Below are 22,919 nucleotides of genomic sequence, written 5' to 3' on the forward strand. Positions count from 1 at the left end.
TAAAATCTTAATCAAGTTTCAACACAGCAAGGAAGGCTTTCTGTGGCACTTCCACATTACCAATCTGCTTCATGCGCTTCTTGCCTCGCTTCTGTTTCTCCAGCAGTTTACGCTTACGACTCACGTCACCACCATAACACTTGGCCAGCACGTCCTTACGCACCTGCTTCACCGTTTCGCGAGCTATAATCTTTGCGCCGATAGCAGCCTGGATAGCAATATCAAACTGTTGACGCGGAATCAGTTCCTTCAACTTCTCACACATCCTGCGGCCAAAGGTCACGGCATTGTCCTGATGGGTCAGCGTAGACAAAGCATCCACAGGTTCGCCATTGAGCAGAATATCCAGTTTGACAAGCTTTGAGGGACGGAACGAATCGATATGATAGTCGAACGAAGCATAGCCCTTAGAGATACTCTTCAGCTTATCATAGAAGTCAATCACGATTTCACCCAGCGGCAACATGAAATGCAGTTCCACACGGTTTCCGCTGACATACTGCTGGTCCAAGAGTTCACCACGCTTATCCAGGCAGAGCGTCATGATAGGTCCGATAAAGTCGGCTGCCGTAATGATTGATGCACGGATATAAGGTTCCTCGATATGGTCTATCATCGTCTGATCAGGCAGACCAGAGGGGTTGTGCACCTCTTTCACCTCGCCCTGCTTCGTATAACACATATACGATACGTTGGGCACGGTGGTAATCACATCCATGTCGAACTCACGATCCAAGCGTTCCTGGACAATCTCCATGTGGAGCAGTCCGAGGAAACCGCAACGGAAACCGAAGCCCAGAGCCACAGAAGACTCAGGCTGGAAGGTCAGTGAGGCATCGTTAAGCTGCAGTTTCTCAAGCGATGCACGCAGGTTCTCATAATCTGCAGGATCGATGGGATAGACACCGGCGAAGACCATAGGCTTCACTTCCTGGAATCCCTCAATCGCCTTTTCGCACGGACGGTCTATATGGGTAATGGTATCACCCACCTTCACCTCCTTTGAGTTCTTGATACCGCTGATAATATAACCTACGTCGCCAGTACGCAACTCCTTACGGGGAATCATGTCCATCTTCAGCACACCCACCTCGTCGGCCTCGTATTCCATACCGGTATTAAAGAACTTCACCTTGTCGCCCTTACGGATGACGCCATTATTTACCTTGAAGTAAGCAATAATACCACGGAAGGAATTGAATACAGAGTCGAAAATCAATGCCTGAAGCGGAGCCTCCTCATCGCCCACGGGATGAGGGATACGATCCACCACGGCATTCAGTATGTCGTCAACACCCTCGCCCGTCTTTCCTGATGCACGGATGATATCCTCAGGGTCGCACCCAATCAGATCTACGATTTCATCCTCCACCTCGTCGGGCATAGCGCTGGGCATGTCAATCTTGTTGATAACAGGAATAATCTCCAGATTGTTATCAATAGCCATATATAGATTTGAGATGGTCTGAGCCTGTACACCCTGTGTAGCATCGACCACCAGCAGAGCACCCTCACAGGCAGCGATACTTCTTGATACCTCGTACGAGAAGTCCACATGGCCCGGAGTGTCAATCAAATTCAGGATATATTTCTCGCCATCCTTCTCATACTCCATCTGGATAGCGTGACTTTTAATTGTAATACCTCTCTCGCGTTCCAAATCCATATCGTCAAGCATCTGACCCTCAGTCACTTGAATGGTTTTGGTACGTTCCAACAATCTATCGGCAAGCGTTGACTTGCCGTGATCAATATGTGCTATTATACAGAAATTTCTGATATTCTTCATTAACGTATACGTGTCTTTTCGATGCAAAGTTAATAAAAAGAACGGAAATAAAACATCGATTTTAGTTTTTTTTCGTATCTTTGCCACAAAAATAATAATTTGACACCTTTTATGAAGAATATTTTACTCTTTGCAACAGCATTACTCCTGCTGACTTCCTGTCAGGAATCATTGGAGGAAAAGGCTGCTCGTGAGGCACGTGAAGTGACAGAATCAAAATGCCCCATGCCGATAGGCGACAACATGTATCTTGACAGTATTGTGTTTGACATCCCCACCCTCACCCAGACACAGTATTTCCGTTTTACAGGCAATAGCGACAACGACAGTACGGTAGAGAATATCGTCAGCAACAACGACTTAAAAGGCACTCTGGTTAAGGAACTTAAGAACACGCCGTCCTACAAAGCCCTGATGAACAAAGGCATCAGCTTCCGCTATATTTACGGCTCTACAGCCGAACCGGAGAAGACCTACATAGACATCACAGTCACAAAAGAGGACTATCAATAACGACACGAAAAAAGGGAACCGATTCGGTTCCCTTTCATTTTGCGGAGAGTGAGGCTCCTTTTTGCGGAAGGTGAGGGATAATCTCACGAGTGCTCTTCTACGCTGATAATCAGTCGCTTATCTCCGACTAAGGGTTCAACCTATTATTGGGGTGTAAAACATTTGTAAAACACTATTTCACGCGTTCATAGTTATATTGGAACGGATGACCATCGACTCTCTCGAAAGTAAAATGGTCTGCATCCTCTTCATGTACGCTATACGAGCCTTCTCCGTCTATATATAGAGAGCAATACTCGTACTCGTAGTAGTTACCGTGACCGCCCATCATTTCGCCAACGCTCTTTCTGACTGAAAGCGAATACGGAACAGAATCGTTCATCATGCCGTCAGAGGAAAACTTGATAGTCTTTCCCCAGACACCATAATGCTCTTCACTCGTCTGCCATGTGCCGACGAGTATCTGCTTGAAGTGAGCAAGGTCTATCTTGTTCACCACATCGTCGTTGCCGTCATCGTCACCACATCCGACGAAGGCAAAAGCCATCAAAGCAAAGATTAGCCATTTCCTCATATCAAAACACTCTAACTAAACCTACAACCAAACTGACAGAGTAAACATCTTCCCCAGGAACGAAGAACTCAGGGTACTGCTTATTGTCAGACACACACCGAAATCCATTCTCCCCTTCATACAGTCTCTTGACGACAATTCCCTGCGAGGTGAACAAAACGTGAGGCTTTCCCCATTGAACGAAAGCCTTCTCGTTCACTTTCAGGCAAGCTATCTCGTCGCCACTACGAAACTCTGGCTCCATGGAGTCGCCACGAACCATGATCGTGAAGTCATAGCGAGGCATCTGTGCTATCACAGGCATTGGCTCGCTATATTCTTCTATGGCTTCTGATAATGTACCCGCGCAAGCGTATGTGAGAATACGCGGGCGCGTGTCCTTTTCAGACACATTCCCGCAGAGCCAGTCGAGACTCACATCAAAAACATCTGCAACCTTCTCGGCGAGAGGCATGACGTTCTTCTTGCCGCTCAGCATCTCAGAAATCATGGAGTCGCTAAAGCCTACCATCTTGGCAAGCCCCTTCTGATTCAGATTCCTGCTGGTGAGCAAGGCTTTTATGTTCTTTGAAACCTCGTCTTTGTTCATAGGAATATGTTTAATTGTGTCACTTTTTTCAAAAGTTTGTTATTATTTCGCAGATATTTCTCGATTAGCGAATTATAATTCTTATTTTTGCAAATGGTTTCGCAAACGAACTCGTAACGGATGCGTCCGCAATCAATCTTGGGTGCAAAGATACGCATTTATCACCATTCGTATGCATATTCCTGCGAATAATACGCGAATAATAACAAAATTTGGCAATAAAACGTGAATAATTAACAAATAAATACAAAACGATGAAAGCAAAAAGAAAACCCATCATCCAAGTGCCGCACGGCAATGTAGATAAAATCTGCAAGGCCGTCCGATGCAGACGTACCGCCGTTTACGATGCGCTGGCCTTCAAGACCAACTCAGAACTGGCCAACCTCATTCGCCAGACTGCCATCAGTACATACGGTGGCGTGAAGACTACGAAGCTCATCATGTCATAACATGGCTCTCGTCACTCTCCTGACTGTCTGCATAGCAGGAACAGTCTATCTCAGAAAAGAAATCAGTTACCTGTCTCAAAATTTATGGAAATAGAACTCTCACCAAAGTCAATCAGCCTGCTTGCCGACGCTCTCGCTCCACGTGTCGCCGTCATCATCATGCAGAAGATGAACGAAGACCCGATGAAGGAAGAGTGGGTTGACACAAGAACAGCAGCAAGGATTCTCGGTATCAAGCCCAATACATTGCGTAAGAATATCGACAAGTACACTCACGTCAAGTCCGGCGACAAAAGGCAGGGACATTTGCTCTTCCTACGCTCCGAACTCATAAACGCTTTCGCAAAATGATACTACCAGACCCATTCGCAGGATGGACGAAACGAGAGAAGAGAGACTTCTGGTTCTCACTCTTCTTCACCGTCATCGGCTGCATAGCATTATTCACAATTCTAATTATCACCGCCCCATGAGCAAAGCAAAAGCACTTGAACGGATGAAGAAAAGCAGTCCGTCAACCTACAACAAAGTAAAGGCACTGATCGAACAGCATGAGTGCCTGTGGAACCTACCCTTCGACAAGTTCCAAGAGCTGTGCGGAAAGACACTCCGACAGCTGGTTAAGGAAGGACACTGCAAGAAGCCGTTGTCCGAAGATGTTCTCAGGGCCAAACACGTACTGGCCATCTAACGGCTCTTCGCCGTCGCTGCTCCTGCAGCACATTCGCTCTTTGACTTATTGATACAACAAAGGAAGGATGAAACGCTTATGCGGTTCGGTATGTCCGAAGTGGATTCACGTTCTGATTACTTACTCTTTGTGGCTACGACTCTTAGGCCAGCACATGACAAAACAGAACGCCACGACTTGGGTTGCGCCAAGCGCCGCAACACGGATGGTTAGTTCAGCAGGTAGAACGTCGGTCTCCAAAACCGAATGTCGGGGGTTCGAGTCCTCCACCATCTGCAAGATTCGCAAAGAACTCATAAATGATACCTATGGCTCTGGCGAGAGCCGAAAAACCTAAACCCACCCTTTCCTCTCGTGAGAGCCGGAAGGGTTTTTAATAAACGACAATTCACCCTATTTATTCACATAAAATCATTCAGCATGAAAGATTCAACAAACATCAAGATGCAGCTCCTTGATAAATATGGGGATGCAAGTTGCATGGAGTCTGTGGACTTCTGCCGTGCGGCCTATCGGTTCATTACCGAAGAAGATGATGCCGCAACACCTTCTACAGAACAGCATGACATCGTTTCTGCTCCAGCCCACGTGCAGGCTATTGATCTTGGCCTGCCGTCAGGAACTCTCTGGGCCGATCGTAACGTAGGTGCCAAGTCACCCGAAGATTACGGAGCATTCTTCTCTTGGGGAAACACAGAACCTCTCTATCCTGTAAACAGCGGAAATGACTGGGGTGACGATGATGATGTTTTCGCCGAGGAATGTGCTTTCACCGAAGACAACTACAAGAAGACTGAGGGTTACAAACTGAAAGGCGATATCGACATCTCTCACGACGCTGCACGTATAAACATGGGAGAACCTTGGTTGATGCCTACATCAGAGCAGTTCCAGGAACTCTACGATAACTGCACTTGGATTCGCAAGACGATCAACGGAATGAACGGCTACTTGGTAACGTCGAAAATCAACGGCAACTCCATCTTCTTCGCGTGTGCGGGATATTGTTATGGTGCGTCGCTCTACCTTCGCGGATCGTACGGCTACTACTGGTCGTCCACGTACTACTCTGCCACGAATGCGCGCTACTTGAGCTTCAGTAGTTCGAGTGTCAGTCCTCAGAGCTACAGCAGTCGGCGCTACGGCTTCTCTGTGCGGGCTGTTCAGAAGTTGCCTAAGAAGTAATCACACATTCTTTCACGCCCATGCCGATTACCGCCATCCACAAGAGGGCGCGGCATGGTCGGAAAGAATGTCATCCAACCGTGGCAGAAAGTCCGTAAAATGGTGCGACGGATAAGTAAGTTTGGCCTGAGCGAGGTTCGAGTCCTCCTGCCACGACCAACAAATCTTTTAAGAATATGAACTACAAGGAACAAAAAGCAGAATGGTTGCGCAAGCATCCGAAAGCAACAGCAGAAGAAGCCTACGAGGCAGGTTATCAACAGTCAACGGACAACTGGTGCCGACGTGAACGATGACGGCTCTCGACATTCTCTTCAACCTGCGTCAGCAACGACGCGACGCGCACATCCAACCTGACTTCGTTCCAGAAAATACACTGTTCAGAGCGCTTGATGGTTCTGCCGTCGAGAACCCAAAGCAGCAACTCAACGAGGCGTTCCGGCAAGGAAAGATTCGTCTTCACAGAACCGTCAACGGACGCTCCGTAGAACTCATTGACTGAATTTCCCAATCAATCTTTATACGATTAATAAGGAGTAAAGCCTCTCGCGACGAGCCGTATTACTCAGATATATTTATTTGTGAAATTCATAAACCAGTGGATGCCACCTGTGAAGGCCGCATCCATTTCTCCAAGCAGTCTCTCGCTCAGCGGCTCTTCCGCTGAGTACACATAACCCCAAAACACAAGATTATGAAGCAAAAGAAAAAGAAATTCTCGTCAGCCGAGAAGATGCTGCCGCTACTTCAGCAGCTACAACAGACCTACGCCAACAGGTGTGACTCCTTTTGGATTCACACAAGAGCAGAAAGCGGACGTTTCTGGATAGACGTTTCCGTAAACACTGATGGACTCGCCTTTGCCGACTTTAGCTTCTACCAGTTCGACAAGGCAGAGACACTTGAACGTAAGTACAACCGACTCTGTGATTATCTCAAACAAGTTTATTTTCTAATTCATTCGCTTATGAAATTCGTAGTTTCAAAGAAAGCACTCGAAGAGGACATCAAAGCCCTCTCGAAAGTCATCAACAAGAAGAACGCGCTGCCCATCCTCTCGGACTTCGTGCTCGAAGTAAAGAACACCACGCTTATCATCATGGCTTCCGATGGTGAAATCTGTGTGCAGACACAGGTGCAGCTCTCTGAGAATGAAGGTGGCGACGGTATCTTCTGCCTGCCACAAGAGGACATCACCAACGCCCTCAAACAACTCTCTGAACAGCCCATCACCATCGAGGCATCGCTGGAACTGGGCAACTGTACGGTCACTCATTCCTCTGGCTCCTTCTCGTTCATCTGCGAGTCTTCCGACGAGTACCCGAAGCCTCACTTCCCATCGCCTGAGTCCACGGCCATCAACATCGACACCGAACAGGTGAAGAAAGCCATCGCCCGCTCTCTCTTCGCAGTAGCTCACGACGAGTTGCGACCAGTAATGAACGGCATCCACTTCAACTTCACCAAGGACTATACCGACGTGGTGGCATCCGACGGTCACCGACTCATTCGCAACCGCGAGTATGGAGTCATCGTTGACCATCCCGCCTCGTTCATCATGCCTGCCAAGGCTGCAAAGTTCATCAACACCGCTCTTGGCAAAGATGGTGGTCAGGTGACGTTCCAGTTCGATGACAACAACTGTGTGGCCACCTTCGACTCTACAACGGTCAACTTCCGACTCATTGAGGGCCGCTATCCTAACTACGATAGCGTTATTCCAAAGAAGACCAACCACGACGCAGTGGTTGACCGCCTCTCATTGATCAACGGCCTGCAGCGCGTCAGCCCCTTCGCCAACGAGTCAAGCAATCTCATTAAGTTCACCTTCAATGACAATGTGCTCACACTCGACGCTGAGGACTTCGACTTCTCACGCACGGCAACAAACCGTGTCGCCTGCGACTTCTCTGACAAGCAGCTCGCCATCGGATTCAAGGGTGCCAGTGCCATCGAGATTCTTAAGAACCTCACGGCTCCCGAGGTCATCTTTAAGATTGTTGACCCCTCTCACGGCTGCATCATCATCCCCAACGACGATGACATCACCGAAGAGGAAATCACCGCTCTGCTCATGCCAATGCTTATCAACGACTAAGCCCATGAACGAGCAGAAGACAACAGTACCCTGTGCATCAGCGCAGGGTTTCCATCACCCTCCTGGCTCTTTCAAAGAGCATCGCCAGTATTACTACCGTCGTCATGGCCGTTACTTCGAGATTATGAAGTCCGACCCGCCATCACCTAATGGTGTAATGACAGCATCACCGCTCTATCCCAATGAGCGCTATCTCTCTCAGCAGGAAGCCAGTCGCCGAGTGTATGAACTCAACGGCTGGCCTCAGAAACAAGAAAGCAAACCAATCCATCTTTAGTTTTTATGACAAACATCTTAGAACAGCTCAAAACCATCGAGCACAACAAGATTCCTGACCTCGCTCGTGACAAGTTCATCGAGGTTTACACTCAGAAGTATGGCGCTCAGAACGCCGAGGCCTTCTTCGAGGAACAGCGTGGGTTCTTCCTCGCAGAAATGACATCAGGCTCTTACAAGAACCTGCTGGCCGCTGCCACTGGAACAAGTATTTACTTCGCATTCCTCTTCCTCGCCATCAACAACCTCTCGCTCGAAAAGGGTCTCTCTACGACCTGCTACCTCGAATGTCGCTCACAGAAGATTGGTGAGAAGCCTGATCCAAACGGTGGCCGTCCGCAAGCAGTCTATGAGCGCTCTGCCGTCATCACCGTCACAGGCTATGGCGAAATCCTGCTCCGTCAGCGAGCCAAGCAGATTCGTTCTGTTGACAATCCGAAAGTGGTCTATGACTGCGACACCTTCCGCTATGGGGAGGACAACGGACAGTCTTACGTCAAGTACGAGAAGGCCATCCCTCGCCCACAGGGAGCGCGTATCATCGCCTGCTATGTCCGCATCGTCAAGGCCGACGGTACCGTTGACTACTTCGTGCTCGACACCGACGAAATGCTGCGCTTGAAGCAGTATTCTGGCAAGTCGAACTTCGGAAAGCCTAACGCGCTCTACGGCCAGTCTGCCGACTGCTCCGATATCGACACTGGATTCTTGAAGTCAAAGACGGTAAAACATGCCTTCAAGGGCTACCCCAAACTCTCTATCGGAACAGGTGGCGCTATGGAGTCCGACAAGGACGAAGAACCTACACCGGCTCCCGCTGCCACTACCGCCGCTCCTGCCGCACAGGGCGTTCAGGTAGATGCTCCAGAAGACACTCCATTCAATTAAACCAGTAATCATCATGGACGATAACAGACAACTCGCAGTCATCACACAGCAGACTGCCGAAATCACAAAGAGTGTCGCTTCTATCAAGACCGACATCACCAATGCTGCAACCGACAACAACAAGTCGCTGCAGGCCTGCCTCTCAGCAGGCGACCTCCTGCTCTCGCGCTCGTCGGAAATGAACGACGAACTGGACGCAGAGATTGCTTCCTTCATCAAGAAGGCCAAGGCTACGGCCAAGGCAATGAAAGACCGCCGTTCTACCGTCACACAGGTCTTTGACCTCGTGAAGAAAGGCTTCACCACCATGGAGAACTTCCTCGATGCCAAGTCTGAGGAATCCATTATCTACAAGCTACAGAAGAAACGCGACGAGTACGCCGCTTTCAAACTGGAACAGCAGCGTAAGGCCGAAGAGGAACGTCAGCGGCTCGCCCGCATCGAAGCAGCCAAGACTCAGCTACGCGAGGATGTCATCACGGTCTGCAACCAGATTGTCAACGAGAAGACTTCCGAAGCACTCGACCGTCTCTCTGAGAAGTTCCGTCTGATGACGCTCGACAATGCGGAACAAATAAAGAAGGAAATATCTGAATATCCTACAGAAATCAAGATTGCATCCTTCCTTGCCGACCGCAAGCCGTCGTTCTCGCCTGAGATTCCTGCAGAAGAGGCGCGAAACATCATGAACGCGGCCTATAAGGAGGTGAACGAATCGCTCACCAAATCCTACGCCGACTCGGTGGCTTCTACCAAACAGGACCTGCTCGACACCTTCGACTCAAAGGTTTCTGAACTACAGGAACAGAAGCGTCTCGAAGACGAGCGACGCAAGGCCGAAGAGGAAGCGAAGAAAGCTGCCGACGAGAAAGCCAAGGCCGAGGCTGAGGCTCGCGCCAAGGCTGCTGAGGAAGAGCGTAAGAAGCGCGAAGAGGAACTGAAAGCGGCTGAGGCACAGGCTGAGAAAGAACGTCTGGAGAAAGCCGAGGCCGAGCGTAAGCAGCGCGAGGAAGAAGATCGCATCCGTAAGGCGCAGTCGCAGACGCAGACGCTCTTCGACCAGGCTCCCGCCATCGCCGCTCCTGTCAAGGCGAAGGTCTCTCACCATATTGAGATAGATGATCCTACTGGCTTCCTCGCCATCATTCAGATGTGGTGGACGCACGAAGGCTCGAAGATGTCACTCGAAGACCTCAACAAGAAACTGGGCTTCATGGTCAAGACTTGCGAGAAGGTGAAGAACAAAGAGGACATCACCGTCATCGACCCTGCCGTCCGCTATGTCGAGGACATCGTGGCAAAATAGTCTCTCTTGGGAAGTGTGCAGCGTGGTTTTTGCCACGCTGTCCTCCCCACTATTTGTCTAACCCCTTAAAAGAATAGTGTATGAACAAGTACAAGACTGTCATCGTCGTTCAGCCTGTATCATGGACTGGCGACAAAGTGAACAAGTATCAGGCTACTGCCACCGTCTCTAATCATGCTAACGAGGTTGTCAAGCGCATCCAAGGCGACCCCAAGCCCAACGAGGCGCTGGCCAAGCAGTCGCTTCTCGAAGAGTTGCGCATCTGGCGTGACGTTGCCATCGAAGCCTATGCCGATGTGAGCGACATCCTCACCGAAGAGGCAAAGGCCGAAGCAGCCATCAAGGAAAGTAAGTAGTCACAGTGCCCTGCGGTTCTCCGCAGGGTTCCCATAACTCCCATCAGCATGAATCACGACCCTTACTACTCTCGCTCAGAGGTCTCTAACTCCGACCTCACAGCCCTGCGCAACAAGCTACACCCTGCCCTCGACTTCGTGAAGCCTGCGGCACGTGCCAAGGCGTTCCACCTCGGTACGCTCGTCGATGGTCTCGTCACAGAGCCTAAGAACTGCAATCACTACAGGCTCACCGTTGGCGACGAGAAATATACGTCCGACGAATGGAAGTGGGGCAAGCAGCAGCTCGAAAAACTGAGAAAGGCGGCAACGAAAGATGCTTTTCTCGACTACGTGCTGAAAAATGCCGTCGGCCAGCAGGTCTTCGTCAACCCCTCTCAGCACTTCGACCTCGGTTGCTACTCCTTCGACCTGCCTACGCGCTGTAAGTTCGACTGGCATCTGGGCCTCTTCGGTGGCGACCTGAAAACATGCAGCGCAACGACACAGGATGCTTTTGAACAGAGCATCGACTTCTTCGATTGGGACAGAAGCCGTGCGTTCTATATGGACCTCACGCACTCTCTCAATCCTTCTCTGGGCAATCAGGACTTCATCTACGCTGTCTCAAAGACGGCAAACAAAGTCTTCTTCAAGAAGATTGTACGTGGCGACGAACTCTACGAGCGTGGCCGACAGAAGTACCTCGAACTGGCCTTCCAATATTGGCTCTTCACTTAGAGCCATCGTTTCCATAGTCTTCGGGCAGGGCGCCACCCTGCCTACTAACAACCGTTTTTATTCACCCATTTTAATAACAAGCATTATGAAAAAGACTCATTCAAACAAGAAGAGAAGTTCTTTCATTTCGGCCATCCGTGCCAGTAAGTATCGCAATGTCCGTCTCAACGGAGCAAAGCCTGTCTTCACCAAGAGCTACACAGACAAGCGAGTGGCGCACTCCGCTCATGGCTTCAGCGGCATCCGCGACGAAGAGGCCGTTCAGACGCTCACGGTCAATCTCGTAAAGTACCTGCAGAAGAAGGTCGAGAACTTCAACCCGAAGAAGCAGCGCATCGCCATCGAGAACCCGACACTCACAGGCTTCGTGCTCTCCTTCTTCACTGGCGGCAAGCGTCACGAGAAGTACATCTGCTTCAAGACCATGCCCAACCGTGCGGTCTATCGTCGTTGTAACCAATTCGTGCAGGCTTATGCCTAAGTATCAGCCTTACCCATATCAGGAAGTCGGCATTGCCAAGACCCTCGAAATGAAGCGCTGTATCAACGGCGACGAAATGGGTCTTGGCAAGACCGGCCAGGCCATCGTCAGCGTGGCTCGCGCTCACGCTACGCCATGTCTGGTCATCTGCCCTGCATCATTGAAGATAAACTGGCAACGAGAGGTCGAGAACTTCACCGACCTCCGACCGCTTATCCTCAAAGATAGCGTGAAGTCCACCTTCCCTTATCTCATAGGAAAGATGAACCTCTATGATGTGGTCATCGTCAACTATGAGTCATTGAAGAAGTTCTTCGTCGTTCACGAAGAGCGTGGGGCCAAACTGAAAGACATCGTCTTCCAAGAGGTCATCAAGCAGTTCCGCTCTGTCATCATCGACGAGTCACACCGCTGCAAGAACCCAACCACGGCAACGGCAAAGCACGTCATGGGCATCTGCCACGGCAAGGAGTATATCAACATGCTCACTGGCACACCTGTTGTCAACGACCCGAAAGACCTTGCCACTCAGCTATGCATCCTCGGACGTATCGCTGACTTCGGAGGCTACTCTGAGTTTGTCAATCAGTATGGCGACGGTAAGCACCTCGCAGAACTCAACGCCATCCTGCATAACTCATGCTACTTCCGTAGGGCCAAGAAAGAGGTGCTGAAAGACCTGCCTGACCTCACGCGCTCTCGTGTCATCACAGAACTCGCCAACCGCGACGAGTATGATCTCTGTGCCAACGACCTGCGGGCATGGCTCAAAGATTATAAGGGACTCACCGATGCTGAGGCTCGTCGTAAGATGCGTATGCAGGCACTCGTCAAGTTCATGAACCTGCGTAAGCTGGCAGGACAGGGAAAGGTTGATGCTGCCGTCCAGTTCATTAGCGACACCGACGAACAGGTGGTGGTCTTCGCTGAGCACCACGACATCGTGGACGCGCTCAAAGAGGCCTTCCCTGATGCTGTCTGTGTCACAGGCCGTCAGAACGCTGTCGAGAAGCAAGCTGCCATCGACTCGTTCCAGGCAGGCAAGCGTCGTGTCATCATCTGCTCCATCAAGTCTGCAGGTGTAGGACTCACGCTCACCGCCTCTTCCAACGTCATCTTCATTAACCTGCCTTGGACAATGGCCGACCTCTCTCAGTGTGAGGCGCGCTGCCACCGCAACGGACAGAAGAACGCTGTGAACTCATGGATTCTCATAGGTGAGAACTCCATCGACGAATATCTCTACTACCTCATTATGAAGAAGGGTTCAGTCGCTTCGAAAATCACTGGAGCATCCGACGATGCTATCAAGGATGAACATTACTTCGACGAACTCGCCGACCTCTTCATCAATGGTATCAAGAAAGAAGAAAATGTTTAGTCACTTTTATTTATTATGGAATTAACAGGTAAAGTAATTGCAATCATGGAGGCCAAAGGTGGCGTGTCAGCACGTACCGGCAATTCATGGATGACTCAGGAATACGTCATAGAGGTTCCAGGTCAGTACCCACGAAGAATGCTGTTCAACATCTTCGGTGAGGATCGAATCAAGCAGTTCAACATTCAAGCGGGCGAAGACATCACCGTACAGTTCGATATCGACGCTCACGAGTACAACGGTCGTTGGTTCAACGAGGTTCGAGCCTACAATGTCCTGCGCTCTAATCAGCAAGGCGCGGTTCCTGCGGCTACCACAGCAGCACCACAAGCTGCCGCTCCTACCGCCGCCCCTGCTCCTGCAGCAGCTCCAGCACAGGGTCAGCAGCCTGCTCAGAATCCTTTCCCGCCTGCCGCTCCTGAAGCCGAAGGTGGCGAAGGCTCCGATGACCTGCCATTCTAAAACGATAGGCCATGAAACTGCTCCTTCTTAACACACGTCAGGGCCTAAAGCCCATGTACGACGAGGACTACGACGAGAAGAAGAAGTTGAAAATCGACGAGGTGTACGAGGCAGAGATTCGTCTGCCTCGTAACCTTAAGTTCCACCGCAAATACTTCGCGCTCCTGCGTTGCGCGTGGGAATATCTCAACGAGAAACAACAGACATTCTTCAAGAACGACATCGAAGTCTTCCGTAAGTCGCTCGAAGTGACTGGAGGATGGTGTGAACCTATCTTCGACATCGAGACTGGTGAATGGCATCACGCACCAAAGTCTATCTCCTTCGAGAAAATGAAGGAAGAAGAGTTTGAACGACTATACAATGCCGTCAGAGACATCATCTTCCGAGCACTCATTCCTCAAATCTCTAAAGAAGAGTTTGATCGTGCCCTCGCTCATTTCTAAATCCTTAAACGTATGGACTCAAAAACATTCCTCTCTCTTACCGACACTTTCTGGCGCATAGACCACGAGGTGCCTTTCACGCCAACAGCAGCGAAACTCTATCTTCATCTTCTCTATCAGGCGGCACAGATTGGCTTCACCAACCAGTTATCCCGCTCTGATGAAATGCTGGCCGCTGAGCTGGGAATGTCGCGCAACACCATGCTTCGTGCCAGAGAAGAACTGATAGGTAAGCAGTTGCTCTCTGTCTTCTCATTCGGAAGAGGGCGTGGACGCAATCTTTATCAAGTTAATGTTCAGGATAATGTGCAAGGTATTGTTCAGGTTATTGTTCAAAATTTGAACAATAAAACAGCAAATACACCCCAACTTATTGTTCAAAATTTGAACAATAACGCATCATCCGAGACTGATTGTAAACCTATTGTTCAAAAATTGAACAATAAATCGCAATCTAATGTTCAAAAATTGAACAATAACTTGACAGATGAAAATTCGGACAATATATATATAATAAATAAAGAAGAAAATAATATAAATAATATATCGTCCGAAAGTGAAAATGAGCCGTTCTTTGCACCCTTATCTGACTCATTACCCACCTCTCAGCCACAAAACGCTCCTACACCCCCTAAAAAGCCTCACAAGGCCAATCCTCAGTCTGAGGGTGAAGCCGTTCTGCCACTTCAAATAGATGACCCTTACGACTTCGCTCATTTTTGGGAACTATACGACAAGAAGGTAGGTAAGCCGAAAGCGGAAAAACTATACGCCAAACTATCTCTTCGTGACCGAAAGGCTATCTTCGAGTATATACCTCGCTATATCGCCTCTCAGCCAGACAAGCAATACAGAAAGAATCCTGAAACATTTCTGCGTAATCGCTCGTGGGAAGACGAGGTAATCTCTGCTTCCGCTCCTGCGGCTTCTCCTGCGGGCACTATCCTAACAGATAACTCACCCTCTAAATTTGATAATGACTTATGGCAAAGAAACAAGAAAGCCTGACCGACTCCATCAATCAGCAGATGCAGCGACTCGCCGCTGGCCGACCTGTCGCCGACAACCGCATCCATATCGCTCTGCCTCATGCAGAACATATATTGCAGCGTGGACTCGTTCATTTCCTCGGAAAAGATGCTCAGTGGCTTCCAGAATATCACGAGATAGCGGAATGGCTCACAGACAATAAGAAGAAGGGCCTGCTCTGCTACGGAAACTGCGGACGTGGGAAGACGCTCATTACTCAGCATATTCTACCCATCGTATTCATCTATTACTACCGTCTCGTTGTCAGCACACACACGGCGCTCGAACTCAACGAGAACTACAAAGACATCGTTTGGAAGAAAATCATTTCCATCGACGACGTGGGAACAGAACCAGAGGCGAATGACTACGGTGTCCGTCATCGTTACTTCGCCGAACTCGTTGACGAGTGTGAGCGGAAAGAAAAACTCCTTATCGTCAGCACAAACCTCACGGGCGACGAACTCCTTGCGCGCTACGGCGAAAGAACGATTGACCGTCTCTTCGCGCTCACCAACCAAGTGCTCTTCAAAGGAAACTCGCTACGAAAATGAGCATCTTCGCTGAAATCTCTCCGTCTGATACTTACGTCATCTACGACCAGTTCCACTTTGGCTGTCCTGACCATATTGAGGTGCCAGTCAAAGGACGCGACGAGGCGTTGAAGACGTACTCATTCTACAAACAGTCCTACCCAAAAGAATCTCTCGGACTCGTTACCATCGAATATTACAGACATCTTAAACTGAAAATCTCATGAATACTACTCCTACCACCGTGCCCGAAACATCCGCTTCGGACTTCTGCTGTGGCAATTGTGCCAACATGAATCATGAGGACATCTTCGGCTGTGGCTTCTGTGCCGCAAAGAAACGTCCTGTCTATTGTGGCGACAAAGCCTGCTCTGACGACTTCATCGAAGAAGACAAAATGGAATGGGAACCTAAAGACTACAACGGCCTATGATTTTCATTTCCATCCTCTCTATCTGCTGCACCATCATTGCAGCAGTCATCCTCTACCGCGAACTATACGCCCTCAACCGCAAAATAATACACTTTCAGGAAGAGGTGCGCAAACTGCAACAGTCACAGTGCGCTGAGGTTCAGCCTCAGAGAAAGAAAAAGAAGCGTGTTCGCATCATCACCCCAAACAGGGTTTTCTAAGTATTAAACAATCAAAGTATGAACAGACAGAAAATAGTGTATATCAGCGGCAAGATTGGCGAGAAGAAACTCTCGCCCATTACTGTCAAAAAGTTCCAAGACGCGCAAGACCTCCTGCTCAGTCAGGGCCATGCTGCCGTCAATCCTGCCGACAAGCAGTATCAGAAAGAAATGAAGCATCATGTGGCCATCGAAAAGAAAAGATACGAGAAGCAGCATTTCAAAAAGGACTTCGACGAATATGGCCAAATGTTGCTCTACGACATGCATTTCATCTGGGGATGCGACGCTATCTATATGCTTCCCGACTGGCGCAACTTGCCTGGAGCAACAGCAGAACATTCCTACGCGAAATCCTGTAACAGAGAAATTATCTACGCCGACCCATCAACAGCAGAATGACTATGAACTCAATAAAACTTCTATACATTGACCTCTTCTGTGGCGCAGGTGGCACATCTACAGGCGTGGAGTTTGCACGCCTCAATGGTGAGAAATGTGCGCGAGTTATAGCCTGCGTCAATCATGATCCAAACGCTATCCTCTCACATCAGGCCAACCATCCTGACACCATGCACTTCACAGAGGACATCCGTACACTCGAACTCTCTGGACTCGTAGAACATCTGCAGAAGAAGAAGCTGCAATATCCTGACGCTCACGTCGTACTCTGGGCAAGTCTTGAATGTACCAACTTCTCCAAGGCCAAAGGTGGCCAGCCTCGCGACGCTGACTCTCGCACTCTGGCCGAACACCTCTTCCGCTACATCGAAGCCATCGACCCCGACTATATTCAGATAGAGAATGTTGAAGAGTTTATGTGTTGGGGAGAACTCGACGAGAACGGCCATCCTATCTCGAAAGACCAAGGCAGCAGTTATATGCGCTGGGTGCGCAACGTGCGCGCCTATGGCTATGACTTCGACTGGCGCATCCTCAACGCTGCAGACTATGGCGCTTACACTTCTCGCCGTCGTTTCTTCGGTCAGTTCGCGCGCAAGGGTTTTCCTATCGCTTTCCCTGAACAGACCTACGCTAAGAATGGCGACGGCTCAGTATGTAGCGATGGTATCGCTACGAAATCGCTCTTCCCCAATCAGTACAAGAAATGGAAGCCTGTTCGCGAAGTTCTCGACTTCTCCGACGAAGGTGAGTCTATCTTCATGCGCAAGAAGCCGCTCGTGGAAAAGACGCTGGAGCGTATCTATGCAGGACTCATAAAATTCGTGGCTGGTGGCAAGGATGCTTTCATCGTCAAATACAACTCCATGAACAGGGGTGGCCATTATGTCGCTCCCTCTGTTGACGAGCCGTGTCCTACCGTCGCCTGTCAGAACCGTCTCGGAATGGCACAGGTGCATTTCCTCTCAAAGTATTACGGTGGCAAAGACCACAACGAATCTCTGGAGGAACCTGCTGGAACAGTCACCACCAAAGACCATCATGCTTTCGTCACTGCCTACTATGGCAACGGCTTCAACTCTTCCATCGAAGAGCCGTGTCCTACCATCACGACGAAAGACCGTATCTCAAAGGTCACGACGTGCTTCCTCGATAATCAGTATGGCAACGGCACTCCGTCATCTGCCGACTCGCCCTGTCCGACCATACCAACGAATCCCAAGCAGGCACTCGTAGAGGTAAAGCCGTGGGTAATGAACACCAACTTCCATAACGTAGGCAGCTCTGTAGAGGAACCGGCACAGGTAATCACGGCCAATCGCAAGTGGCATTACCTAATGAATCCTCAGTTTATGTCGAAGGGTGGCTCCGTCGATGACCCTTGCTTCACGCTCATTGCACGCATGGATAAGATGCCGCCGTATCTCGTACAAGCCACCGTTCCTGATGGTTCTCCATCGGGAAAGCCTGCTCTCGCTATCGCCGTCTATGAGTCCGACTCAGAAATGACCAAGCGCATAAAGGAGTTTATGGCCCTCTATGGCATCATCGACATCAAAATGAGGATGCTCAAAATCCCTGAACTCAAAAAGATCATGGGCTTCCCCGAAGATTATGTCCTCGTCGGCACTCAGGCAGAACAGAAGAAATTCATCGGCAATGCCGTCGAAGTAAACATGTCTCGCGTCCTCTGCGAAGCACTCTGTCAGAAACTCTCTAAACAAAATCTCATAGCATCATGAAAAAGAAATTCCAAATGTGTGTCCTCATTTCACTCTATGGGGACAACAAGCTACAGCGACTTCGTGAGCACGTCTTCTCAGACCCTCACTTTGTAGGATTCAACTACTATCAGTGTTATCGTGTGTTCTTCGTTTTTGACGAAGATGAAGATTATGTCGGCTTCTTTGAGACGCTGAAATTCAAACTCTCTATGGGAAGCAAATCGGCAACCGTCACCCTTCTCGCATTGGTGAAGGAAGAGAATCAGAACTTCTGCTTCAATCTCGCCTACTCTGAGTATTTGCAAGACAAATCATTGTTCCCTGGAACTTAGGACTATAAAACTTCTGTGTAATCATGAAAAATCAAGTAGAACAATTCAAAGCCGAGATTGAAAAGGTAAAACTTATCATTCAAAGCAACAGAGCGCAAGGCGCTTTCGCAGAAGGCTATCTTATCGGACAGGAAAGTGTTTTAGAGCACTTCGATAGATTTGTGAAATCCATCCAAGAAGAACCTGTAAGCGAGGACTTGGATGTTATAGCAAGAGAGTACGCAGGTATTCCGTGCGATGCTCCGAAGGATTTGACATACTGCGTTCATGACAAAAAGGCAAAGTATGACGCTGTGCTATTTGGTGCTCAATGGCAGAAGCAGCAGATGATAAAAAATGCTTTTCCAGCCGAGATTGGTAAGCAGCGTTCAGATTATAAGTGTGTACTTCATGGGAATTTCTTTAAACATAATGCAGGCGACAAAGTAAAACTGATAATCATTTAATAGTACTAACTATGGCAAAAACATTGGAACAAATTAAGGCTTCTGGCCTTGCTTTGGATATTCAAGAGTTTATATCCGAGCGCCCTGATTGTAACGACATGACCGTAGAGGACTTTGTGTACTACCTGTGTGATTTTGCACAAGGAAAGGAGGTCTGATTATGAATGTAGTTATCTCTAAAAACGTCTGGCTGTCATCACAATTGTCAATCGCTCGCTACTATGGCGGTTGCACAGTCGATGGCCACCAGTACACCGTCGTCGCAGGCTCAGAAGACCTCGTGCGAAACGACTGGCTACCCATCTATCGCCGCGTCGGTCCAAAGAAGACTGCTGAACTGGCCGCTCGTGGCCTCACTCCCAAAGAGGCTAAATCCGAATGTACTGTGCGACGTGGTTCTGCCACGTCGTCTTCCGAACTCTCAATGTTTGACGAATCATGAAGACTCCTATCACTTACTATGGTGGCAAACAGCAGATGGCAAAGACCATCATCGCTATGATGCCAAAGCACAAAATCTATTGTGAGCCGTTCTTTGGTGGTGGAGCTGTCTTCTTCGCCAAAGGGCCGTCATTCCTGGAGGCTATCAACGACAAGAACGAGCTGCTTGTTACATTCTATCAGCAATGCGTCGATAACTTCGATTCGCTGCAGCACAAAATTCAGAATACGCTTCATGCTGAGTCTGAGTATATCAAGGCGAAGAGGATTTACAACAGCCCGAAGTCTCATAAGAAAATCGATATCGCTTGGGCGGTATGGATGGTGACGAATATGTCAGTGATGGCTACGCCTCGTGGTGGATGGAAACGTGACAATGGTACCGGTGGCTCTCATATTGGTGTGTCAATGGAACGGCACCGTGCAAACTTCACAAGCCGTATCTACGACCGACTGAAATACGTCCAAATATCATGCCACGACGCACTCACTGTTATTCGCGAACGTGACACGCCTGAGACGTTCTTCTATCTCGACCCACCGTATATCAACTGCGACCAGAAGCATTACAATGGCTACGGAAAGGATGAATTTTTCGAACTGCTGTCTCTGCTGACAACTATTCAAGGCAAATTCATCCTTTCTAATTTCTGGTCCAACGAACTCTCTGCTTTCGTTGATCGTGAAGGATGGAACTTTCAGGTCTTCGACAAGAAATGCATGATACCAGCACTCTGCAAGAAGCCTCGGCGTAAGCAGGAAGTGCTCGTGTATAACTTCGACATTAATCCAACATTATTCTGATATGAACGTACAACAACTCACTCAACAGGCTTACCAGATAGCCTGCGCTCACGGCTTCCACGACAAGCCGCTACCCAACGAGCATTTATTCATGCTCATTATCACCGAGGTCTCAGAACTGGTAGAGGCTGACCGTAAGAACCGCCATGCCGACATCACCGACTTCAAAAAGGCTATGCGTGACATCAATCCTGAAACGCATCCATCTTACTTTATGACCTGCTTCGAGGACTGCATCAAAAACTCTGTAGAGGACGAACTGGGCGACATCGCCATCCGTATCTTCGACCTCGCTGGCTATCGTAAGTGGACGCTCGACGAACACTATGAACCTGAGTGGGGTCACGACATCACTCAGTTTGGCAAGTCTTTCACTGAGAAAGCCTACTACCTCTGCACTATCCTATGTGGTGACATCATCGGCGACGATGGAGAACAAAAGGCAAACTGCGCGCTTGCCTACGTCATCGACTTCGCCACGCTTCTTAACGTCAATCTCTCATGGCATATCGAACAGAAGATGCGCTATAACGCTCTTCGTCCAAAACTTCACGGCAAAAAGTATTAAGATTATGAACGAACCTGTCATCAACGGAAAGGCGCTCTACACACCAAAGGGAGCCGCCAGAGAGTATGCTGCCGTTGGCTGCAATTTCTACACTGGCTGTCCGCACGACTGCCAATACTGCTACCTCAAACGTGGCGCACCGTCAAAACAGCTCGGCGGTACCGAAGTGAAACTAAAGAAGTGCTTCAAGGATGAAGACGATGCTGTCACGCGCCTCGGCATGGAAATGGATGCTCACCAAGTCTATCTGCAAAAGGTGGGTATCTTTCTTTCCTTCACCTCTGACCCGCTCATTCCAGAAGAGCGTCACCTCACGCTGGTCACGATTCTAATGGCTCAGCGTCGCTCCATTCCCGTAGTCTTACTAACCAAGAACGCTGACTTCATCGAAGACGATAAATTCATGTCGTGGCTCCCGACAGAAAGTGATAAGAGAAGCATGATTGCTTTCGGCTTCACGCTCACTGGACGCGACGATATGGAACCTAACGCATCGCCAAACGTAGAGCGGCAACTGGCCATGAAACACCTGCATAATCATGGTTTCCGAACGTGGGCTTCCATAGAGCCTATCATCGACCTTGAAAGCAGCCTCGATGTCATCATGCACACGCTCGACTATTGCGACCTATACAAAGTGGGCCTCATGTCTGGCGTGAAGCGCGACTACTACAGCGACAATCTCTTACTCTGGTTCTTGGGAAAGCTGGCAACGCTTCACGACAATCATCATGTGAAGTTCTACATCAAAGACTCGTTCTGTAAGCGCATTCAGCATCCCATCGTCAATGCTATCTCAGTACCGAAGGACTATAATCTCTTTGCGCCATGATACAGGGATTTGAAGAACAGACCGAACCGCTCACCGAATATGAAGAGAATAAACTGCTCCCTCCTATCGTGCGTGGTCTGATGACAAAGGTAGGCAAGGAGAAAGCGGTCACGAATAGCGACATCGTGAATGGTCTCAGAAACAACCTTCACCTGTCGCTCACGGGTGCCAGGGTGCGTAAGATTATCAATCACATCCGCACACACGACATCGTGCCGTGCCTAATTGCTACATCCAACGGCTACTATATAGCATCTACCGAACAGGAACTTCGTGAATACGAAGACTCCCTGCTCGGGCGCGAAGAGGCCATCCGTCAGGTGCGTCAGTCCATACAGCGCCAACGCATAGCGCGTTACGCGCCACAACAACCTGTGTTGTTTCCATAATAAAGCGAGGGTCAAGGTTCATTACGCCTTGGCCCTCTTTTTTTTTTCAGCCACCGTGCCCTTCGGTTTTCCGAAGGGTCAGAACGGCCACTTCCAGCCCTTTATCTTCGCCACTACAAGCAAGATAACGAGCAAAATCCCTATAACCGTTCCTCCAAGCATCATCTTCCCGTAGTCACAGCAGAAACTTTGCCATTTGGTCAGCTCTTTCTCTACAGGAACAATCACCTGAACGCTGTCAACCTTTACCACGGTATCTGTCTTCTGCTCCTGCAGCTCTTTCAGCCGTCGTTCCAGTTCTTTCGTCTGAACGAGCCAAGCCTTCTGCATACCTTCCAGCCTGATACCATACTCAGCCATAGCAGCAGAGTCCAGTTCTCGGATGATAGTCTCTTTCTCGTGAAAGATGGAGTCTATCTGCTTCACCGAATCGGTGTGGTTGTGATACTCCTTATGCACCGTCTCTACCGGCACATACTGGGTCTTGCAACCCACCAAGCCCATAAGACCTATCAGCCCTATAAGCCACACAAAAATCATTCTCTTCATAACTATTCTGTATGTTGCGATATTATCGCA

General features: G+C 49.2%; 36 protein-coding genes and 1 tRNA gene. 33 read left to right on the plus strand and 4 right to left on the minus strand.

Annotated elements, in window-relative coordinates:
* Nucleotides 1-7: 7 nt before the first annotated feature.
* Nucleotides 8-1,789: a translation elongation factor 4 gene (gene lepA, locus L6468_RS08605; protein ID WP_091819029.1), complete on the minus strand. Its 1,782-nt coding sequence runs from the start codon at nucleotides 1,787-1,789 to the stop codon at nucleotides 8-10.
* 111 nt (nucleotides 1,790-1,900) lie between these two features.
* On the opposite strand from lepA, the gene L6468_RS08610 reads away from it, so the two are divergent.
* The gene (locus L6468_RS08610; RefSeq protein ID WP_237792939.1) at nucleotides 1,901-2,302 is read left to right on the plus strand and encodes a DUF8479 domain-containing protein; all 402 of its coding nucleotides are present in this window, start codon (nucleotides 1,901-1,903) and stop codon (nucleotides 2,300-2,302) included.
* Nucleotides 2,303-2,474: 172 nt separating this feature from the next.
* On the opposite strand, the gene L6468_RS08615 is transcribed toward L6468_RS08610, so the two are convergent.
* Together L6468_RS08615 and L6468_RS08620 are read right to left on the minus strand one after the other, a co-directional pair.
* Entirely contained in the window at nucleotides 2,475-2,876 is a 402-nt protein-coding gene (locus L6468_RS08615) for a hypothetical protein (protein ID WP_237792940.1), read from the minus strand.
* A gap of 1 nt (nucleotide 2,877) precedes the next feature.
* A complete protein-coding gene (locus tag L6468_RS08620; protein ID WP_237792941.1) occupies nucleotides 2,878-3,465 on the minus strand; it encodes an XRE family transcriptional regulator in 588 nt (195 codons plus the stop codon).
* A gap of 254 nt (nucleotides 3,466-3,719) precedes the next feature.
* Here L6468_RS08620 and L6468_RS08625 point away from each other — a divergent pair, with 254 nt between their 5' ends.
* From L6468_RS08625 to L6468_RS08775, 32 genes are all read left to right on the plus strand, one after another.
* Complete coding sequence (locus L6468_RS08625) at nucleotides 3,720-3,917, plus strand: hypothetical protein (protein WP_237792942.1); 198 nt, start codon at nucleotides 3,720-3,722, stop codon at nucleotides 3,915-3,917.
* 84 nt (nucleotides 3,918-4,001) lie between these two features.
* A complete protein-coding gene (locus tag L6468_RS08630; protein WP_237792943.1) occupies nucleotides 4,002-4,268 on the plus strand; it encodes a helix-turn-helix domain-containing protein in 267 nt (88 codons plus the stop codon).
* Nucleotides 4,265-4,390, plus strand: coding sequence for a hypothetical protein (locus L6468_RS14705; protein ID WP_255779396.1), 126 nt, complete (start codon nucleotides 4,265-4,267; stop codon nucleotides 4,388-4,390). The genes L6468_RS08630 and L6468_RS14705 overlap by 4 nt, the downstream gene beginning before the upstream one ends.
* Before the next feature lie 23 nt (nucleotides 4,391-4,413).
* Complete coding sequence (locus L6468_RS08635; RefSeq protein ID WP_237792944.1) at nucleotides 4,414-4,608, plus strand: hypothetical protein; 195 nt, start codon at nucleotides 4,414-4,416, stop codon at nucleotides 4,606-4,608.
* A gap of 203 nt (nucleotides 4,609-4,811) precedes the next feature.
* Nucleotides 4,812-4,884, plus strand: a tRNA-Trp gene (locus L6468_RS08640).
* 144 nt (nucleotides 4,885-5,028) lie between these two features.
* Nucleotides 5,029-5,793, plus strand: coding sequence for a fibrobacter succinogenes major paralogous domain-containing protein (locus tag L6468_RS08645; RefSeq protein WP_237792945.1), 765 nt, complete (start codon nucleotides 5,029-5,031; stop codon nucleotides 5,791-5,793).
* 292 nt (nucleotides 5,794-6,085) lie between these two features.
* Nucleotides 6,086-6,295, plus strand: coding sequence for a hypothetical protein (locus L6468_RS08650; protein ID WP_237792946.1), 210 nt, complete (start codon nucleotides 6,086-6,088; stop codon nucleotides 6,293-6,295).
* 192 nt (nucleotides 6,296-6,487) lie between these two features.
* Nucleotides 6,488-7,891, plus strand: a complete 1,404-nt coding sequence (dnaN, locus tag L6468_RS08655; protein WP_237792947.1) for a DNA polymerase III subunit beta — start codon at nucleotides 6,488-6,490, stop codon at nucleotides 7,889-7,891.
* A gap of 4 nt (nucleotides 7,892-7,895) precedes the next feature.
* Nucleotides 7,896-8,168 carry a hypothetical protein gene (locus L6468_RS08660; RefSeq protein ID WP_237792948.1) on the plus strand — a complete coding sequence of 91 codons (273 nt, stop codon included), beginning with the start codon at nucleotides 7,896-7,898 and terminating at the stop codon, nucleotides 8,166-8,168.
* Between the two features lie 5 nt (nucleotides 8,169-8,173).
* Nucleotides 8,174-9,055: a hypothetical protein gene (locus L6468_RS08665; protein ID WP_237792949.1), complete on the plus strand. Its 882-nt coding sequence runs from the start codon at nucleotides 8,174-8,176 to the stop codon at nucleotides 9,053-9,055.
* Nucleotides 9,056-9,068: 13 nt separating this feature from the next.
* The gene (locus tag L6468_RS08670; RefSeq protein ID WP_237792950.1) at nucleotides 9,069-10,361 is read left to right on the plus strand and encodes a hypothetical protein; all 1,293 of its coding nucleotides are present in this window, start codon (nucleotides 9,069-9,071) and stop codon (nucleotides 10,359-10,361) included.
* A gap of 80 nt (nucleotides 10,362-10,441) precedes the next feature.
* On the plus strand, nucleotides 10,442-10,717 hold the full coding sequence (locus L6468_RS08675) for a hypothetical protein (protein WP_237792951.1): 276 nt from the start codon (nucleotides 10,442-10,444) through the stop codon (nucleotides 10,715-10,717).
* 48 nt (nucleotides 10,718-10,765) lie between these two features.
* Entirely contained in the window at nucleotides 10,766-11,437 is a 672-nt protein-coding gene (locus tag L6468_RS08680; RefSeq protein WP_237792952.1) for a PD-(D/E)XK nuclease-like domain-containing protein, read from the plus strand.
* 85 nt (nucleotides 11,438-11,522) lie between these two features.
* Nucleotides 11,523-11,918: a hypothetical protein gene (locus L6468_RS08685; protein WP_237792953.1), complete on the plus strand. Its 396-nt coding sequence runs from the start codon at nucleotides 11,523-11,525 to the stop codon at nucleotides 11,916-11,918.
* On the plus strand, nucleotides 11,911-13,299 hold the full coding sequence (locus tag L6468_RS08690) for a DEAD/DEAH box helicase (protein WP_237792954.1): 1,389 nt from the start codon (nucleotides 11,911-11,913) through the stop codon (nucleotides 13,297-13,299). The genes L6468_RS08685 and L6468_RS08690 overlap by 8 nt, the downstream gene beginning before the upstream one ends.
* Nucleotides 13,300-13,314: 15 nt before the next feature.
* A complete protein-coding gene (locus tag L6468_RS08695; RefSeq protein ID WP_237792955.1) occupies nucleotides 13,315-13,761 on the plus strand; it encodes a DUF3127 domain-containing protein in 447 nt (148 codons plus the stop codon).
* An 11-nt stretch (nucleotides 13,762-13,772) separates the two neighbouring features.
* On the plus strand, nucleotides 13,773-14,207 hold the full coding sequence (locus tag L6468_RS08700; RefSeq protein ID WP_237792956.1) for a DUF1367 family protein: 435 nt from the start codon (nucleotides 13,773-13,775) through the stop codon (nucleotides 14,205-14,207).
* 12 nt (nucleotides 14,208-14,219) lie between these two features.
* The gene (locus L6468_RS08705; RefSeq protein ID WP_237792957.1) at nucleotides 14,220-15,215 is read left to right on the plus strand and encodes a helix-turn-helix domain-containing protein; all 996 of its coding nucleotides are present in this window, start codon (nucleotides 14,220-14,222) and stop codon (nucleotides 15,213-15,215) included.
* Nucleotides 15,191-15,790, plus strand: a complete 600-nt coding sequence (locus L6468_RS08710) for a P-loop NTPase family protein (protein WP_237792958.1) — start codon at nucleotides 15,191-15,193, stop codon at nucleotides 15,788-15,790. Before L6468_RS08705 ends, L6468_RS08710 begins: the two co-directional genes overlap by 25 nt.
* A complete protein-coding gene (locus tag L6468_RS08715) occupies nucleotides 15,787-15,996 on the plus strand; it encodes a hypothetical protein (RefSeq protein ID WP_237792959.1) in 210 nt (69 codons plus the stop codon). Before L6468_RS08710 ends, L6468_RS08715 begins: the two co-directional genes overlap by 4 nt.
* Nucleotides 15,993-16,202: a hypothetical protein gene (locus tag L6468_RS08720; RefSeq protein ID WP_237792960.1), complete on the plus strand. Its 210-nt coding sequence runs from the start codon at nucleotides 15,993-15,995 to the stop codon at nucleotides 16,200-16,202. Before L6468_RS08715 ends, L6468_RS08720 begins: the two co-directional genes overlap by 4 nt.
* Complete coding sequence (locus L6468_RS08725; RefSeq protein WP_237792961.1) at nucleotides 16,199-16,402, plus strand: hypothetical protein; 204 nt, start codon at nucleotides 16,199-16,201, stop codon at nucleotides 16,400-16,402. The genes L6468_RS08720 and L6468_RS08725 overlap by 4 nt, the downstream gene beginning before the upstream one ends.
* Nucleotides 16,403-16,420: 18 nt before the next feature.
* A complete protein-coding gene (locus L6468_RS08730; protein ID WP_237792962.1) occupies nucleotides 16,421-16,804 on the plus strand; it encodes a DUF4406 domain-containing protein in 384 nt (127 codons plus the stop codon).
* 2 nt (nucleotides 16,805-16,806) lie between these two features.
* A complete protein-coding gene (locus L6468_RS08735) occupies nucleotides 16,807-18,546 on the plus strand; it encodes a DNA cytosine methyltransferase (RefSeq protein ID WP_237792963.1) in 1,740 nt (579 codons plus the stop codon).
* The gene (locus L6468_RS08740; protein WP_237792964.1) at nucleotides 18,543-18,860 is read left to right on the plus strand and encodes a hypothetical protein; all 318 of its coding nucleotides are present in this window, start codon (nucleotides 18,543-18,545) and stop codon (nucleotides 18,858-18,860) included. Before L6468_RS08735 ends, L6468_RS08740 begins: the two co-directional genes overlap by 4 nt.
* Before the next feature lie 23 nt (nucleotides 18,861-18,883).
* Nucleotides 18,884-19,306, plus strand: a complete 423-nt coding sequence (locus L6468_RS08745) for a hypothetical protein (protein ID WP_237792965.1) — start codon at nucleotides 18,884-18,886, stop codon at nucleotides 19,304-19,306.
* A gap of 11 nt (nucleotides 19,307-19,317) precedes the next feature.
* The gene (locus tag L6468_RS08750; protein WP_237792966.1) at nucleotides 19,318-19,464 is read left to right on the plus strand and encodes a hypothetical protein; all 147 of its coding nucleotides are present in this window, start codon (nucleotides 19,318-19,320) and stop codon (nucleotides 19,462-19,464) included.
* 44 nt (nucleotides 19,465-19,508) lie between these two features.
* Nucleotides 19,509-19,748 (plus strand): hypothetical protein, encoded by a 240-nt coding sequence (locus L6468_RS08755; protein WP_237792967.1) that lies wholly within the window; start codon nucleotides 19,509-19,511, stop codon nucleotides 19,746-19,748.
* The gene (locus L6468_RS08760; protein ID WP_237792968.1) at nucleotides 19,745-20,551 is read left to right on the plus strand and encodes a DNA adenine methylase; all 807 of its coding nucleotides are present in this window, start codon (nucleotides 19,745-19,747) and stop codon (nucleotides 20,549-20,551) included. The genes L6468_RS08755 and L6468_RS08760 overlap by 4 nt, the downstream gene beginning before the upstream one ends.
* A gap of 1 nt (nucleotide 20,552) precedes the next feature.
* Nucleotides 20,553-21,119 carry a nucleoside triphosphate pyrophosphohydrolase family protein gene (locus tag L6468_RS08765; protein WP_237792969.1) on the plus strand — a complete coding sequence of 189 codons (567 nt, stop codon included), beginning with the start codon at nucleotides 20,553-20,555 and terminating at the stop codon, nucleotides 21,117-21,119.
* Nucleotides 21,120-21,123: 4 nt separating this feature from the next.
* Entirely contained in the window at nucleotides 21,124-21,951 is an 828-nt protein-coding gene (locus L6468_RS08770; protein ID WP_237792970.1) for a radical SAM family protein, read from the plus strand.
* On the plus strand, nucleotides 21,948-22,340 hold the full coding sequence (locus L6468_RS08775; RefSeq protein WP_237792971.1) for a hypothetical protein: 393 nt from the start codon (nucleotides 21,948-21,950) through the stop codon (nucleotides 22,338-22,340). Before L6468_RS08770 ends, L6468_RS08775 begins: the two co-directional genes overlap by 4 nt.
* Before the next feature lie 78 nt (nucleotides 22,341-22,418).
* On the opposite strand, the gene L6468_RS08780 is transcribed toward L6468_RS08775, so the two are convergent.
* A complete protein-coding gene (locus L6468_RS08780) occupies nucleotides 22,419-22,889 on the minus strand; it encodes a hypothetical protein (protein WP_237792972.1) in 471 nt (156 codons plus the stop codon).
* Between the last annotated feature and the right edge of the window lie 30 nt (nucleotides 22,890-22,919).

Origin of the sequence: Prevotella communis (genome assembly GCF_022024115.1) — a bacterium.
Taxonomy (GTDB): Bacteria; Bacteroidota; Bacteroidia; order Bacteroidales; family Bacteroidaceae; genus Prevotella; species Prevotella communis.